Source organism: Psychrobacter sp. PL15, from assembly GCF_035984995.1.
Taxonomy (GTDB): domain Bacteria; phylum Pseudomonadota; class Gammaproteobacteria; order Pseudomonadales; family Moraxellaceae; genus Psychrobacter.
The window spans coordinates 156,914-173,142 of record NZ_JAXCIB010000001.1; the positions used below are offsets into that span (position 1 = coordinate 156,914).

Below are 16,229 nucleotides of genomic sequence, written 5' to 3' on the forward strand. Positions count from 1 at the left end.
TCGTAAGTAGTTATCAATGAATAATAAGTCGCTTTAGAAAAGTAAGGGTCATTAAATAGGCTAATGACTAACTATCTGTGGTGGTTGTACGCTGCTTGATAAGTGTCACCGCTTGATAAGGTAATATATCAGCGCCTAACACCGTGATATCAATATCTCGCTGAGCACACAGATATCGCAATAATGTCGTATCAGGGTGATCAGGGCTGGCAAGCAGCACGCGCTCAGGATCACGGCGTAATATTGCTCGGGTCGCCTCTGCAATAGTGGGCTTGATACGATTACGATTAGTAATCTGATAGCGCGAGGCGAGCATGTCGATTAAAACGGCAGTGAGGTAACGCGGCTTGTCAAAGACTGGCAAACGTTGCGGCGGCGCGATTAGTTGCAGCCTAGCTATATTGATATGCTCGATAAACTCAAGGCTATGATCAACATCTATTAATTTATCATAAAACACACTGCGATGTAGACCTGATTGCGGCGCGGTATATAAGCTACGTGAAATCAGTCCTGACACGGTACTGTTTAGTAAACCTGATGGAATAAGCCAATCCTCAGAACTGGCAGCAAGCCAAGCAACCCCAGCAGGATCAGCGAGCGTAAGCAGTGGAATTGTACCCACGCCTTGATGAAAGATATTGGCAAAGTTTGGATGTGTAGGCTCGCTAAAGGCCTCAAGGCTGTTAGCCAACTCTTGATAGATCGCACCTTTACCAGTCCAGCCATCGACAAATACAATCGGACTGTCTGGATAACGCTCTAGCAACAGTTGTAAGGCTTGGGGATCTAAACCGCGATCACGAATGATGCTGATGCCATAATGGGCGCTTGGTAGCGAGTAGCGGCTATTAGCATCTGCTAATGCGCGTTGTAGCAATACTCCAATCGGTAGGCCTGCTCGTACTAGGCTAACCAACACGAGCGGGCGTTCACTGTTAACTTTTTGATGAAAAATATGGTGCAGCGAATAAGCAAGATTAGCGATATCAGTGGCAGTTCGCTGGGTACCTTGTGTTAATGCCTGCTCGTATAGCTCTTCATGCATGGCACTTGGTGCCTGCTCTAAAGTCAGCATATCTGAATAGTGGCGCTGACCGCTTTGGATTAATAGCTCTTTTTGGCTGACCGGTACATCAGCAATGGCGTCCTTATTAACGATATCTAATAGCACCGTGACATCGCTGGCAAGATAACTGCCTGAGCCATAGCTTGCTAAAGGACGGCCTTTTAGCTCAGCGTTTTCCAACGTATCGTTATCGAAATCTTCTGCATTAGACTTATTTGTTGTCATATTAAATTTATTCGCGCTCATTATAATGGCCATGTCTATAGTTGAGAGTGACGTTATGCCTGTAGTCTTGCATGTAATTGGCCATGACAGGGCATACCGTACCAGTCAAGTAACTGTAGAAAAGGTAAGTCCGCCAGACTATCGCCAAAGCCAAAACTGGGGCGCTGGCTGTCCAAACAGTTTTCTAATAGGAATTGTACGGCATGACGCTTATGAATGGCATGCGGTAGGATAGCCAAATTATTAGCATTCACATGGACATAAAAGTGTGCATCAAAGTCTGGTATTAATGTGGGTAGCTGCTGGGCTAAATTTGTTAATACTTGATGGTCTTTTTGCCTATGTTTAATGGCTAGGTAAATGGTCAATTCAGTATTGTTAAAGCTATCAATATGTGCCGTGAATACTAAATCATCGCGAGAGCCTTCATAGTCATGCGTAATCAATCTAGCAAGTTGTTCTAACTGGTCTTGTAACGGGATAAGTTGCTCATAGATATGCTGTTGCCATTCATCTAATAGCTCACCCTCAGCCGTTAATATTACCGCACCGTGGGTCAATACCTGCCAGCTATTAAAAGGTAGCTGCACTCGCTGTATCTCACTGCGATCACGAGCAGTGACTACAATCAGCTCAGTGCTGGCCAATAGCCAATTGAAAAATGTAGCTTGGCGCTGACTCATAAAACTCAATGGTTCGCCACTCTTGTTCACCGTCGCGCATACGAGTCGTTCTTTTTCGGCCGTCGGTAAGTGCCATGCATCGATCTTGCGCTGGGTTTGAAATAGGGTGTCGTCTAAATCCATTAGCGCATAGGGTTTGATGACAGTAGCATTGGGCTGAAAAAAAGCAGTAGTCATAGGGTTGTCCATAGGCGATGAAACTTAATTTTATAAAATGGTTTTATCAAATAGTTTAAGGCATAGGACCTATCACTAGCACGTTATCTAAATCTGTCCACAGGGCATCAACAGTATTAATGGCTGTTTCCACGCACAGTACAATCAAATCCCAGTCATTCGGGTTGACGTTATAGGCAAAGTTGGTCATACCCAGGCCATAATTATCAGTAAAACTTAACATGGTAGTAATTGCACTGCCAGTGGCGATAGGCGAGCGAGTTAAGGCACTAAATTTAACCATTGCAGTAGCTTCAGAGCTTTTATTTCTTGCCTGGACTGCTGCTTCGTTTTCTAACCATTCAGCCAACAAGAACGGCAACCAAACAAACTCATTACTGCCTAATACCAATGTGCGCGGCGGTAATGAAACATCAGAAAAACTTTCCTGACCCTTAAAGTTAGTAAGCCTTTGCTGAAACTGAGCCAAATAATTGCTAAAGCCAGCCGTGCTATCAAGAGTCGGGAAGCGCCCCCAGTTGCCAGTATCACCGAGCGGCTGACTGCCAGCTGCAGTGGTATCGACCGATGGCATGGTAATCGGTTCAGGGTTGGGCGCATCTGTCCATTGCCACGCACCAGATAGTAGGTGATGACGATAAAAGTCGATATCTGGTAGGCGTTTTGACAGCGTGTCGTCCATACCCGCTTGACCTAATGACCAATCTACCAAGGTCGTCAGATGCACCTGTGCTAATTGTGACAGTCCTGCACTATATAAGGCGTTGACCACATTAATACAGGTGTTGCCAGTTGAAGCTTCATCATCAACCATTATCAAGGTTTTGCTGGCGAGTAACTGCTCTTGAGTGACTTGATCTGGACTCTGATAAATCAAATGTTGGCTGGCGTGGCTGTGGTCTTCGCTAAAGGTAGCCAGTAAAGTGTCTGCAGCAGCATTATTATCGTCATCGTGCTGCGTGTGACGGGTGGAGTTAAGCAATAAGGCGTTCGGATATCGCGTTTGTAACGCTTGATGGACGCCAGCGGACAATCCAACCGCAGTTTCCGCCATACCAACCACGACAATGGGCTCAGGTAGATTGTTGGGTACTAATGCTGCTAAATCGGTGAAGGCGTTACGCATAATAGTGGGCGTAACTGGAATATGCCGCCCCAAAACCTTTGAGACAAACAGAAATGCCCGCTTTGGATTAATACGTTGGGCAAAACCAAGCAAGTCTTCTAATTGATAAGGCTGTTTGGCTGCATTAAAATTTTTACTATTAATCGAACGTTTGGTCGCAGTATTTATTTGATAGGTCAGCTCGAGCGTACCACGGGGTAGAGTGATGGTACGCTTATGGAAATTGTCAGTGCTAGCATCATTGTGAGTCTCAGTCATTGCTTAGATGTATCCCGTATTTTTACAAAGCTTTTGTATATTATTGTTGATTGCCGCAAGTCTATCACAACCATAATGCTAGAATTTTTGTCTGGCTAAATTGACTTTAATAAATTAGAATCTCTTCTTTATTTTTTACTTATCCTAAACGAAGGTTATTAGGAAAGTGTATTAATCGCTACTATGGTAAACTTGTCGACCGCCGTTGATGGCTTTGTAGCTGTAGAGCGTGTTGAACACTTGATTATGACACTGACACTGACACCGACACTGACAGCGACTATTTCTCAGGCGCTTTCAAGGCAAACTATCTAGCTTAGTTATTCTAAGCGGCTTTTTTAAGCACAGTAGCGGCAAAAAAGTGTCTTGTCCCCAACTATTTATAAAGAGAGACTGATGCTAAAACTGCCCCCTGATGTTTATAAGCAAAATGCGTATGAGCAGTGTGCTGCAAATCTAGCTAAGGCACTTGCATTATCTGCAATTTGCATCTTGTCTAGAACACAGCTTTGATTAACCAGCCGCAGTATCTGCTTGTGAATGTTCAACACGCTCTCATTGTTTCTTTCCAAAACAAGCAAGTTTAGAAAAAACAGCATCAATTTAAAAGCTATACCAAACCAAAAACTATATATCAAATCGGACATATCTACATATGAATAATACCATCATAAAAGCATCAAGAAACACAGACAGTGCCCCAAAATTTTCACTATCAACCCAAACGGTGGCATTTTCTCATTATAATTATCTATCTGGCCAATTACCTATTGATCCAAAAACCAATGAGGTGGTTGCAGGTGATATAACCGCACAAGCAACCCAGTGCTTGAATAACATTAAAACCATTATAGAGAGTATTGACCATGTCATGAATGATGTCGTCAAAATAACTATATTTCTAAAAAATATTACCGATATTGCCGCTGTAGATGCTGTCTATGCTAACTTTTTCCAAAGCTACCTGCCTACACGCACGGTTATAGCAGTAAGCGCGCTACCTATGGATAAAGCCTTGATCCAAGTAGATGCCATTATCTCAAACGGCGAAGGGACTCATCCGCAAGCACCTTGTGATCTGATAAAAGTAGCAAAGAACACCGATAATGCCCCAAAAAACTCCATATCGACCCAAACAGTGGCTTTTTCTCATTACAATAATATCTCAGCACAACTGCCTGTCGACCCTAAGACCGGTAGTTTAGTTGCTGGCGGCGTAAAAGAGCAGACCGGACAATGCCTAAAAAACATTAAGGCCATTTTAGAGAGTATCGATGTGCCGTTTGATGATATTGTTAAAATAAATATCTTTTTGACCAACATTGCAGATACTGACGCTGTAAACGAGGCTTACACTACCTTCTTCCCAGATTCGGCTATTGCTAGAACAGTGGGCTACACGCCTGCACGGACCCTTAGTGCCGCGTCAGCGTTACCGATGGATGCGTTAGTACAGATTGATGCTGTGGTCTCATATGGTGATGGCACACCTCCGCAAGCAGTTGAAGACAGACATGGCATCGTTATAAAAGCCAACAACACATCAAATGCACCAAAGAGTGCGCTGGCGACCCAAACGGTGGCTTTCTCTCATTACAATCATCTCTCAGCTCAATTGCCTATCAACTCTGAATCAGGCAAGCTAGTGACAGGTGATATAGCTGCGCAGGCAACACAGTGCTTAGAGAATATCAAAGCTATTGTGAATAGTATTAATCATGACATGGACGATGTCGTTAAAATAAATATTCAACTTAAAAACATTGCTGATATCGACGCGGTAGACGATATTTATACCACCTTCTTTAACAGTGACTTGCCTGCTAGAACCGTCATTGGCGTGTCAGCCATCCCCATGGATGCTTTGATACAAATTGATGCTGTGCTCTCTAATGCTGAAGGTACGCCACCGACATTATAATAGTCATTTAAGGGATTGAAAGCGACTCGTCGAGAGGATTAATAAATAAGACTCATGATAGACGTTTTTGAGTAATCTAATATAAGGGTGCTAATGGCTTAAGCTACTAGCACCCTTATTTACGAGTACCCTTAGAAAGGCCAACTGCTGCTTTAGTCTAACTTTTCTTCTTCAATCTTTACACTCATGGTAACGGAGCGTACCTGACAGGGGGTAATTTGCTGAATGAGGTCCTGTAAATTAGGCTTAGCCGTCAAGCCTAGCCAGTATGCACATCCTACTTGGGTTAAATCCACACCACTATGGGCGGTGTAACCGATACCACCAGAGGGGCGACTGTTGATTTCAAGGGCACGATGCTGCCCAGTATCATCGGCCTTAGTTTGGACACTAACAATACCATCACAGTCGAATGCTTTAATCAAGGGTATAACCACATCCATCACGGCGTCATCATAGCCGATATGCTGAACTTTACCGGTCTTATGACGAGTCACGGCCGCGAGTACCTCACCGTACTCACATACCACGTCAATAGAATATTCCTGACCTGCTAGAAAAGGCATTAACAACATCGGAATAGGCTGCTCTTGTACCATTTTACTACTGGTATAAGCGTGAATAAACTGCTCGGTACTTATTTTTTTATCTTCAGTAAAATATAAATGATCGAAGCTGTCATACTGCTCACCATCTTCTTTACCGGAGTCTAGTCGCCAGAATCCTTGGGCAAAAATACCAGTAACCGGTTTAACGCATAGCGGCTGATGGCCATGCTTAGCAAGTAGCGCTTTTAGCTCAGAGATATTATCAAAGCGCCAACATTCTGCTACTGGAATAGCTTGTGCCTGGCAGAGCTGCATAAAGGCGAACTTATCATCAATACATTCTAGGGCCGTGACACTAGTCGCCCCAGTTAATAAGCGAATACCTGCCGCGCTAAATGCATCACGCTGCGCTTCATAATCGATACCATTACGCCCTGTGAGCAATACTTTAGTATTGTTTTCTTTGGCCTGGTTTAACACAAATTGCCAACGTGGTAGCGCTATTTCAGGTGATATTGGTTGGTCGTCAATGCTGATACCATCAGTATCTATGTTGCTAGGGTTCACGTTGCTAGGGTCTACGTTGTCAGGACTTATAGTGCTAGCCTCTTTATTGACACTGGGCTCATAATAGACTTTATCCGCAAATTCAAAAATTTCTGGGCGGTTCTGCCGGTGCGAGGCGATGACGGTGATCGGAGTAGCGATGCTTGCTTTTAGTGTTTGTAGGCTTGCTAGCATATCACGCTGGCTTGACTGACCTTCAGCCAGCCAAACAGCTGACGGCACGTTATGATTGTTACTGTTATCAAGGTTGCTGCTATTACTAACGGGGTTATTCATGATGCTCTCAGCGCTATGGTTGGCTTTATTCGCAGTTGGATAATTAGATGTCATGACTGTCTTAGTAGCGTAATAATTTTAGTAGAGTAGTGATTCTGCAATAATAATAGAATGATCAGTATTATTGATAAAATATGATCATGCAGCAAGACTATTTTAAGTGATAGCATATTTTAAGTGATAGCATATTTTAAGCGATAGCACATTAACTTAGACTACCGCTAATTGATACCACAGCCATTATATACAAATGTCGCGATATATAAATGCTTGTGTTATCAATGCATGTGATAAAACAATGCATAGGGTTGGTGGGTCAATATTATCAGGGTGGCGATTCTTTAAGCTAACTTATTCTGCCACGGCCATCAAAAATGAGACTTGCTCAGCAACCCAGCCAGTATCTAGCGCCATTCATGCTAATATACAGCGATAGCTAAGACCGTCATAATCGTATAGCAGTCACCCATACTATGCAGCCAAACCTATGCTAGTCTGACACTGCTTTACGTGGTTTTTTTACATGACAGTTAGCGCGACCCATTATAGTTAATCCTAAGGACACCTTATGAGCCAAACTTTGATTGCTGGTGCGAATGCGCCTCTACCGAATGACAACATCAGCATCCGTATTGTGAGTCAAAACTCTATTGATTGTGTTGCTTATTGCTTGACCACTGATGGTCGTGTGCGCGGCGATGGTGATATGATTTTTTATGGGCAGACGCGCAGTGATGATGGTAGTTTGAGCTTTCGTGGCCATGACAGTGATGGATTCTTTGATATCAATTTGCCTGCACAACCTGCAAACATTGAGAAGATTGCTTTGGCATTTTCTAGCGCGCAAACCTTAGCACAAGTTGGTGATGTTGATATTCAAGTTTTACAAGGCAATCAGGTAGTGATTAGCTGTCAACTCAACGCTGCGGGCCGGATGGAAAAAGCCATCATCCTAGCAGAGTGCTACCGCCGACAAGGCAGTTGGAAGTTCCGCTTTATCGCCCAAGGCTTTAACGGTGGGTTGAAGCCCTTATCCGAACATTTCGGTGTTGAAATTGCGGATGAGGCTCCTGCTCCTATTCAGCCGTCAGCTAATCGTTCTTCAAGCAATAATCCGCCCGCGTCTATTAACACCCAAAGACCGATCAATACTCAAAAAGCGGGCAATTCAGGTCAAACCAGTACGCCACCACCAATACCAGCGACTAATGCTGCTGCAAAACCCGCTATTAATTTAAGCAAAATCACCTTAACTAAGAATCAATCGAGCATCAACCTAACCAAGCGTGATGATTTTGGTAAAATATCCGTCAATCTTAACTGGAATCAAGGTCCGAACATTGACAAGCAAGCACCCAAAAAGGGTTTATTAGGGGATTTGTTCAAACAACACAAGGCTGGCGGTATAGACCTTGACGTGGGGGCGATGATTCATCTCAAAAATGGAGAAAAAACCCTGATTCAAGCATTAGGAGATCGCTTTGGTAGCCTACAGTCAGCGCCTTACGTGTGCTTGCGTGGAGACGACAGAACAGGGCAGGTCAGCGATGGCGAGTGGCTTGATATCAATGGTAAGCAGTGGTCGCAAATTGAAGAAGTATTTATCTTTGCTTTCATCTATGAAGGTGCACCTAATTGGGCGGAGACCGATGGGGTAGTCACCATTCATGCGCCTGATCAGCCACCAATCGAGACCCGCTTGACGGAAGGAACAGGTAATTTGCCGATGTGTGCCATTGCACGCTTAGTGAATCAACAGGGTAGTATCAACGTTGAGCGTATTAACCAATACTTTAAAGGTCATCAAGAAATGGACAAAGCCTTTAATTGGGGCTTTAGCTGGAAACGTGGCCGCAAATAACAGTTATAGTTAAAATACCTTAAAAACGCGACGGTACTGCTGGTATAAGCTTTTTGCAGCCTCTGTCTGCGTAGGCACAGCAAGCAAGAAAAACTTATGCCAGTAGTATGTTATGTATCGATATTACTGTTCATTGACTATATAATGGCCACTGAACAAAAATGTTTAAACCAAAAAACCAGCCCCTCTATTATAAGATAATAGAGGGGCTGGTTTTTTTAACTGAATAGTTTCAAGTTAGTTAAAACTCAAAATCAGTTACGCATGCGGTGTGATAGTAGGCATCAAGTCATGAAAAGTACGACCCGAGGCAGTTTCGCCGATAGCGTGCATTTTCCACTCATCATTATGACGATAAACTTTGGCCATAATCATTGCCGTATGAGTACCTTGTGACGATAAGTTATAGCGCGCCACCTCGGTGTTATTATCGGCATTAACGATGCGACAAAAAGCATTTTCTACGGTCTCAAAGGTCTGACCGGTAAAGCTATTAACGGTAAACACTAGTGACACTACATTAGCAGGTACTTTTGAGAGGTCAACATTGATCACTTCATCGTCGCCATCACCGTCACCAGTACGGTTGTCACCTGTATGAACGATACTACCATCTTTTGATTTTAGCTGACTGAACCAGATGGCATCAACTGGCTGTTTGTTGCTATCGAACATAATGCACGACGCATCTAAATCAATAGAATCGCCACTGCCGCCACTGCCGCCACTACCACCACCGAACAATTTACCTAAAAATCCGCCTTTTTTATCTTGTGGTGCTTGTGCCACGTCCCAACCAAGACCTAATTTGACTTGGGTGAGAGTACCACCCGCTTCTTTACTTAAGGATATTTTTTGTCCCTTTTGTAGACTGATTGCCATGCGATAATCCTTATAAAATAAATAAATAGAATGTGCTATTTTAAATATGGTTCTTTCTTTAAATATGATTCTTTCGAATAAATATTATTCTTTTGAAAATGGCCGCTTATAAAATATTTCCTAAAAAGCCGTTACTACCGCCACGTCCACCTGAGCTGGTGCCTAAGACACTTTGTAGCCAGCTCTGATAGCTGTCACGATTGCGTGAGCAGATGATGACTTTACCCGTGCCTGAGAAGTTCAATACCATACCCTCACCACTGGTGACCGAGTTGATAATATTGCTCATAATACCTTTTTTCTTACTGGTTGAGACCGACAGTTTATAGTCTAAATTCGAATCCCAGCAGACCACATGACCATTATCAATGATGACGTCTTTACCTGGAGCCACATCAATCTCAAACAGTGAGCCGAAGCCTGATATCACCACTTGACCTTGACCTTGGGTTTGCATGACCATAAAGCCACCGGTATCGCCAAACACTGCACCGCCTAAATTACGCTGAATGCTGGCTTTGATATCGACCCCAGTTTGTGCTGCAACAAAAGCACCATCACTTAAGGTATATTGCTGCGTACCAACATCGATTATTTGCATATCCCCATCAAGCGTTGGGGCCAGTAGGCAATCGCCTTCGCCATTAACTGCTTCAATCTGTTGTTGAAATAATGACTCGTCATTAGCAAAGCGTCGCATCAATGACTGTACGAGTCCGCCTTGTAATTTACCTTTGAGCTCAAGGTTGGACTCCATCATCACCATGGCATTGGCTTCGCAATATATCGAATCGCCTTTTTTAAGATTGCAATGCAAAAATGGTTCGATCGTACCGATTAAGCTAAAGGTGGCGGCCATGGGCGTAAGTCCCTATTCTTATTCTTTAATATGTATTTTAAATATCTGATTCTGAATGACAGTTTTTCGGTATATTATTAATTTTAAAGCCATCAAATGTGTTCAAAAAGGCACACTTGACAGCTTATGAAGCACAACCAGTCGTCTGATTGACGCCTTTTATGTCTTGAAGGTTTTAGTCAGTTAAGTCTAAACTTAAATATTAACACCATAAGAAGCGGCTAATGGACCTAAACCACCGCTGAAGCCTTGACCAACTGCGCGGAATTTCCAATCGCTGTTATGACGATATAACTCACCAAAAATCATTGCTGTTTCAGTGCTGCCGTCTTCTGATAGGTCATAACGGGCAATTTCAGCAGCGCCAGTATCATTAACGATACGGATATAAGCATCGCCAACTTGACCGAAGTTTTGACTGCGACCTTGGCCTTCATAGATAATAGCACAGAGCGCTATTTTACTAACGTCAGCTGGAATATTAGCTAGATTCACCTTGATTGCTTCATCATCGCCATCGCCTTCACCCGTACGGTTATCACCAGTATGCTCAACGGCACCATTATCTGATTTTAGGTTGTTAAAGAAAATAAAGTCTTGATCATTACGGACTTTACCTGCTTCGTTTACCAAAAATCCAATGGCATCTAGGTCAAAATCTTTACCGTCAGTAGCACGTGGATCCCAGCCTAAACCGACCGTGATGTTGGTTAAGCCTGGCGCTTCTTTTGATAAGTTTACGTTGCCGCCTTTCGTTAAGCTAATAGCCATATTATTGTCCCTTAGTGTAGTAATTAAAATTTGATAGAGAAAAATAATGCCGAATTCAAGATCGATGCGCAACCTTATAATGTCGCGACCATTATCATTCGCCTTGAATTACCTTACGTTTTACTATACTAAGCACTTACTGACTAAGCAAGGCGAATTTTGTGTGCTTACTAAGGAACATAATAACCCTGTACATCTGACACTCTTTTAACACGCTCAACTATAGTAGGTAAGGTATTGTTATTAAAAAGTAAGTGAGTGATTTATTAGGAATACTAGGCCAGAACTGGCGATAAAATGCGCAATAACGAGGAAAAAAACCAGCTATAAAATATGAGAATTTATGGGTCAAATGCCATTCGCTAACCGCTGTCTATTAAATGCTAGGCTATAAAACAAAAACAGGTTATATCAAGAAGTATGATATAACCTGCGGTAAATACTATTTTTCTTTAAGCTGAACGATTCAAACCAAACCGATTACACTGGTTATCAAGTGGTTTTTTGGGCTTCTTGTTTGCGGTGTTTCAACGAAGCGAGTAATGCCAAGCCAATAAAGGCGATACCGATAAGGCCGGTAATTAATTCTGGCACATGGAGCTTCACCGACAATAGCATAATGATGGCAAGGGCACCGATAGCATAATGCGCTCCATGCTCCAAGTAAATGAACTCATCGAGCGTGCCTTTGTCCACCAAGAAAATGGTCATAGAACGTACGAACATAGCACCAATGGCCAGACCTAGCATAATAACGATCACGTCATTGGTAATAGCAAATGCACCAATCACTCCATCAAAACTGAATGAGGCGTCAAGGACTTCTAAATATAAGAAGCCGATAATACCACCTCTCATGATTGCGCTAGTTGCAGCGCCAGTACTATTACCTTGGTCATCCAGCTGTTCTTCAATGTCGCCTTCAAGCATACCGGATATCACCTGTACGCCCAAATAGATCAAAATACCCCAAATACCCGCGATTAAAACAGCAAATGACTGTTCAGCTGGAGCCCATGTGACCGCAATCATCAAGACGATAAGCGCAATAAAGACGCTCATAGCATCAACTCTACCCAGCTTGGCTAAACGGCTTTCAAGCCACTCAAACCAATGCACATCTTTATCATCGAACACAAAGTTTAAGAACACTAATAGTAAGAAAATACCACCAAATGCTGAAATCTCAGCATGATGGGCCATTAATCTTGCTGAGTATTCTTTTGGATTGTTTAATGCTAAGTCGATGACTTGCATCATACCCAAGTCAGCGGTAACCGCAACGATGACAATAGGGAAGACTAAGCGCATACCAAACACCGCAATCAAGATACCCACGGTTAAGAAAATCATTTTCCAAAATTCGTCCCAGCCTTTAAGGACTGAGGCATTGACCACTGCGTTATCAAACGACAACGAAATTTCCATGACGGCCAAAATAGCGGTAATCGACAGCGTGGCTAGCAGCCCGCCCATACCACCATGTGAATATCCCCACCAGGCTGCCACCATTAGGGCGATAGCCGTAAAGATAAAGTCTAAATAAAAATGTCTCATGACATGTCCTGTCTGGTTGCGTAAAGCTAAGGTCGATCCACTATAGCGACAGACCACAAAAAAGTGGCTATTACTAACCACTTTTTAGGCATAAATTTAGATGAAACATAAGGCATTATTAGTCGTTTTGCTATAGCAAGTTGTGACTATTTTGCAACCAGATGTATTTGGGTTTTTAGCAGTGATATAAATTTAGATGTCAACGCCATATTGCTGGCACATTGCTTGTAGACCGCCTGCATAACCTTGTCCAACCGCACGGAATTTCCATTCGCTATTGTGACGATAGACTTCGCCAAATACCATTGCGGTCTCAACAGAATAGTCTTCTGCTAAATCAAAACGTACCACTTCAGTACCCGTCTCTTCATTCACAACGCGGATAAAAGCGTTGGCGACTTGGCCGAAGTTTTGGCTGCGGGCAGTAGCATCATGAATAGTAACGGTGACTACTATCTTATCGACATCAGCAGGCACTTGAGCCAGATTTACCTTGACGACTTCATCATCACCATCGCCTTCGCCAGTACGGTTGTCTCCGGTATGCTCAACGGCCCCATTGTCTGATTTGAGTTGGTTGTAAAAGATAAAGTCGTGATCGCCGCGTACTTTGCCGGCAGTGCTTACCAAGAATATGCTGGCATCAAGATCAAACTCTGCACCTGAGGTCGCACGCTCATCCCAGCCAAGTCCAATAAGTAGTTTGTTTAGGTTAGGGTCCGTTTTGGTTAGCGATAAATTACCGCCTTTATTCAATGATAAAGCCATGATGTATCCTTGTTATTAGCGTAAGGGAGTATGCCTATTATAAAACGACTAGGTTGTCAGAATTGCTAGCGATACTATTGTATCACTTGCTCTTCGCTTCCTTGTACTCGTATCACTGTAGACTGACTGTATAGAAAATTTTTCTTAGTAACGCTCTATCATAGCAACAAAAAATGACCCAATCAAAGCTGATCGGGTCACTGATTAGGCCATTGCAGTTTTTGATACAAATTTAAACCGTTTATTGAGCAATGACGGGGTGTTAGCAGTGATGCCATTTAATTTTGAGCAAGGGCATTCCCGTTAGTACTAATTTTAGTATTGGGCCCCTTGGCTATGGCGAATCTCAAAACTTTGATGAATCGGTTTTTTGACATTAAAATCAAAACCAATCGTTTGCGGGGTAATGTCAATGATGTCATAACGTTCGGTCAGCTGCTCATCAAGCTCAAAACAGGTAAAGTTATTAGAAAAATACAACACGCCGTCAGCCGTTAAGCGGTTCATAGCGCGATTGATTAAGGCGGCATGGTCGCGCTGAACATCAAAGGTACCTTGAAACTTTTTAGAGTTTGAAAAGGTTGGTGGGTCAATAAAGATAATATCGTATTGTTCAGTATTGTCTTTAATCCACTCAAAGATATCAGCGGCCACAAACTCATATTTACGGCGACCCACATCTAGGCCATTGAGCACAAAGTTTTGTTTGCCCCAGTCGAGATAATTTTGTGATAAATCGACACTGGTGACATTTTTCGCGCCAGCTAAGGCTGCATGGACACTGGCTGTACAAGTATAAGCAAATAGATTCAAAACGGCTTTGCCGCGACTGTTGGCCTTGATACGTGCGCGCATATTACGGTGATCAATAAACAATCCAGTATCGAGATAGTCAGTGAAGTTAACATAGAAGTACGCGTCATCTTCACGGGCAACGTAGAATTTGCCGCGCTTTTCAGTATTGCCTTGCTTACTATACTGCTCATTACCAGACTGGCGGGCGCGAGTTTTGATAAAAATTTGTTCACGGTTAATACCAAACACTTCACGGATACCCATTAGTGCTAAGTTAAAACGTTTTCTAGCAGTTTCAGGTGGAATGGTTTTGGGCGGTGCATATTCTTGCACATGTACATAGTCGCCATACAAGTCGATAGCAACTTTAAAGTCAGGCAAATCGGCATTATAGACCCGTAGATTACTGACTTGGTCTTTAGCCGCTTGTTTTTTGAGGCGCGCTAGATTCTTTTGTAAGCGATTGATAAAGTCTTGTCCTTCCTCAGACTCAATTTCGCGCTTTTCAAAGCGGCTCATTAAATGTCCCACTTGCCCAGCAATTAGCTGGCCGTAGCGGAAATAAACGGTAATCGCACCATTATGGCAACGCAAGGTTTTTGGGTCTTTAATGGGTAAGATGTCAACTTGTTCAACTTTGGCAGCAAGAATACCTAGCATAGGGTCAATACCGCTACCGGCAAAGCTGTCTTGCAAAATAAGACCTATCGCCTGATATAGCGGTTTAATCATCTCTTCATCACCGAGACGTTCACCATAAGGGGGGTTGGTAATAATCAGCGGATTACTCAATCTGCCATCATTGACCATTGGACGCAAGGTGTTACTGAGCTGATCAAGGGCGCGGGTTTCAAGATCTATTAATGGCAATAAGTCCTGCAAGCCGGCAGCGATTAAGTTCTTTTCAGTTGCCACAATAGCGCCACTATCGGCATCAAACCCCAAGATAAGTGGTAGTGTATCTGGTTGCTCGCAGGCGATAGCTAAAGCATCGCGAAAACGTGTTTGCGCATCATCAATCATCGCCAGCCACAACGTTTCATCATGATGTTGCCATTGATAGAAGCCAAACTGATTGGCCGCTTTATCAATACCTACTGCATAATCACAATGCATTAATAGCGCTTCGATGATAAAGGTTCCTGAACCACACATCGGATCGACTAAGGCATTGTAATAAGGCGCATCACCTGCTTCATTTTGCTTATGCCAACCGGCACTATAGAGCAGGGCTGCTGCTAAGTTTTCTTTTAATGGTGCTTCAGTCATCGCCACGCGGTAACCACGACGATGCAAGCTGGTACCGGATAAATCTAAATAGAGTTCCGCTTGCTTGTCATTGACTGTCGCAAAAATCGCAAAATCTGGATTTTTACTATCCACGTTTGGACGGCTGTCGTAGGCTTCATTGAAGGTATCGGCAATCGCATCTTTAATGCGCAGCATAGCAAACTGCTGACTGACGGCCACACGTTTATCGACCGATAAACGAATCGCAAAGGTCTGTTCCAAATTAAACTGTTCCGTCCAATTGACTGACTTTGCTAAGCCATAGAGCTGTTCTGCTACATCGTACTCAGCATTGATATTTTTGCGTTTAATAAGCATCAGTACCCGCGAGGCCACTCGCGACCATAAACAGATAGTATAGAGATCACGCTGCGTGCCGGTAACGGTCAGACGACCTGTGCTTTTAATTTCACTGGTAATACCCAAGCTGGTCAGCTCAGTTTGCAGCGGTGCCTCAAGCCCATCGGCACAGGTAATGATAAGATCGAGCGACAATGCTAGTGAAGATGCGGGCGTGTTTTGTTCGGTCATACGGATACCTGTGGGCTATTATATAAACTGAGTGTATGTAAATTGAGTGTGCTAAATTAATACAG

Annotated in this window: 12 protein-coding genes; 2 read left to right on the forward strand and 10 right to left on the reverse strand. The window is 43.2% G+C overall.

Going from position 1 to position 16,229, the window contains the following annotated elements; genetic code table 11:
- Positions 1–67: 67 nt before the first annotated feature.
- The 3 genes from RCH20_RS00615 to RCH20_RS00625 are packed head-to-tail and all read right to left on the reverse strand — an operon-like array spanning position 68 to position 3,538.
- Positions 68–1,315, reverse strand: coding sequence for a cysteine protease StiP domain-containing protein (locus RCH20_RS00615; protein ID WP_327192227.1), 1,248 nt, complete (start codon positions 1,313–1,315; stop codon positions 68–70).
- A gap of 32 nt (positions 1,316–1,347) precedes the next feature.
- On the reverse strand, positions 1,348–2,154 hold the full coding sequence (locus RCH20_RS00620) for an HAD hydrolase family protein (protein WP_327192228.1): 807 nt from the start codon (positions 2,152–2,154) through the stop codon (positions 1,348–1,350).
- A gap of 55 nt (positions 2,155–2,209) precedes the next feature.
- Positions 2,210–3,538 carry a phosphoribosyltransferase domain-containing protein gene (locus RCH20_RS00625; RefSeq protein WP_327192229.1) on the reverse strand — a complete coding sequence of 443 codons (1,329 nt, stop codon included), beginning with the start codon at positions 3,536–3,538 and terminating at the stop codon, positions 2,210–2,212.
- A 655-nt stretch (positions 3,539–4,193) separates the two neighbouring features.
- On the opposite strand from RCH20_RS00625, the gene RCH20_RS00630 reads away from it, so the two are divergent.
- On the forward strand, positions 4,194–5,459 hold the full coding sequence (locus tag RCH20_RS00630; RefSeq protein WP_327192230.1) for a RidA family protein: 1,266 nt from the start codon (positions 4,194–4,196) through the stop codon (positions 5,457–5,459).
- A gap of 152 nt (positions 5,460–5,611) precedes the next feature.
- Here RCH20_RS00630 and RCH20_RS00635 read toward each other — a convergent pair whose 3' ends face one another.
- A complete protein-coding gene (locus RCH20_RS00635) occupies positions 5,612–6,850 on the reverse strand; it encodes an ATP-grasp domain-containing protein (RefSeq protein ID WP_327192340.1) in 1,239 nt (412 codons plus the stop codon).
- A 568-nt stretch (positions 6,851–7,418) separates the two neighbouring features.
- On the opposite strand from RCH20_RS00635, the gene RCH20_RS00640 reads away from it, so the two are divergent.
- Complete coding sequence (locus RCH20_RS00640) at positions 7,419–8,711, forward strand: TerD family protein (protein ID WP_327192231.1); 1,293 nt, start codon at positions 7,419–7,421, stop codon at positions 8,709–8,711.
- A 258-nt stretch (positions 8,712–8,969) separates the two neighbouring features.
- Here the strand turns inward: RCH20_RS00640 and RCH20_RS00645 are convergent, their stop codons facing one another.
- The 6 genes from RCH20_RS00645 to rlmKL form a co-directional block, all read right to left on the reverse strand.
- On the reverse strand, positions 8,970–9,593 hold the full coding sequence (locus RCH20_RS00645; protein WP_327192232.1) for a TerD family protein: 624 nt from the start codon (positions 9,591–9,593) through the stop codon (positions 8,970–8,972).
- A gap of 106 nt (positions 9,594–9,699) precedes the next feature.
- Positions 9,700–10,452 carry a TIGR00266 family protein gene (locus tag RCH20_RS00650; protein ID WP_209956737.1) on the reverse strand — a complete coding sequence of 251 codons (753 nt, stop codon included), beginning with the start codon at positions 10,450–10,452 and terminating at the stop codon, positions 9,700–9,702.
- A gap of 195 nt (positions 10,453–10,647) precedes the next feature.
- Positions 10,648–11,223: a TerD family protein gene (locus RCH20_RS00655; RefSeq protein WP_209956738.1), complete on the reverse strand. Its 576-nt coding sequence runs from the start codon at positions 11,221–11,223 to the stop codon at positions 10,648–10,650.
- Between the two features lie 492 nt (positions 11,224–11,715).
- Positions 11,716–12,780, reverse strand: a complete 1,065-nt coding sequence (locus RCH20_RS00660) for a DUF475 domain-containing protein (protein WP_209956739.1) — start codon at positions 12,778–12,780, stop codon at positions 11,716–11,718.
- A gap of 192 nt (positions 12,781–12,972) precedes the next feature.
- The gene (locus tag RCH20_RS00665; protein ID WP_209956740.1) at positions 12,973–13,548 is read right to left on the reverse strand and encodes a TerD family protein; all 576 of its coding nucleotides are present in this window, start codon (positions 13,546–13,548) and stop codon (positions 12,973–12,975) included.
- 315 nt (positions 13,549–13,863) lie between these two features.
- Positions 13,864–16,164: a bifunctional 23S rRNA (guanine(2069)-N(7))-methyltransferase RlmK/23S rRNA (guanine(2445)-N(2))-methyltransferase RlmL gene (gene rlmKL / locus RCH20_RS00670; RefSeq protein WP_327192233.1), complete on the reverse strand. Its 2,301-nt coding sequence runs from the start codon at positions 16,162–16,164 to the stop codon at positions 13,864–13,866.
- Between the last annotated feature and the right edge of the window lie 65 nt (positions 16,165–16,229).

Bases quoted from the DNA above. Each gene is read 5' to 3' on its own strand.
- RCH20_RS00630 (WP_327192230.1), top strand. From the start codon at position 4,194: ATGAATAATACCATCATAAAAGCATCAAGAAACACAGACAGTGCCCCA.
- RCH20_RS00625 (WP_327192229.1), bottom strand. From the start codon at position 3,538: ATGACTGAGACTCACAATGATGCTAGCACTGACAATTTCCATAAGCGT.
- rlmKL (WP_327192233.1), bottom strand. From the start codon at position 16,164: ATGACCGAACAAAACACGCCCGCATCTTCACTAGCATTGTCGCTCGAT.
- RCH20_RS00655 (WP_209956738.1), bottom strand. From the start codon at position 11,223: ATGGCTATTAGCTTAACGAAAGGCGGCAACGTAAACTTATCAAAAGAA.
- RCH20_RS00650 (WP_209956737.1), bottom strand. From the start codon at position 10,452: ATGGCCGCCACCTTTAGCTTAATCGGTACGATCGAACCATTTTTGCAT.
- RCH20_RS00615 (WP_327192227.1), bottom strand. From the start codon at position 1,315: ATGAGCGCGAATAAATTTAATATGACAACAAATAAGTCTAATGCAGAA.
- RCH20_RS00620 (WP_327192228.1), bottom strand. From the start codon at position 2,154: ATGACTACTGCTTTTTTTCAGCCCAATGCTACTGTCATCAAACCCTAT.
- RCH20_RS00645 (WP_327192232.1), bottom strand. From the start codon at position 9,593: ATGGCAATCAGTCTACAAAAGGGACAAAAAATATCCTTAAGTAAAGAA.
- RCH20_RS00660 (WP_209956739.1), bottom strand. From the start codon at position 12,780: ATGAGACATTTTTATTTAGACTTTATCTTTACGGCTATCGCCCTAATG.
- RCH20_RS00635 (WP_327192340.1), bottom strand. From the start codon at position 6,850: ATGAATAACCCCGTTAGTAATAGCAGCAACCTTGATAACAGTAACAAT.
- RCH20_RS00665 (WP_209956740.1), bottom strand. From the start codon at position 13,548: ATGGCTTTATCATTGAATAAAGGCGGTAATTTATCGCTAACCAAAACG.
- RCH20_RS00640 (WP_327192231.1), top strand. From the start codon at position 7,419: ATGAGCCAAACTTTGATTGCTGGTGCGAATGCGCCTCTACCGAATGAC.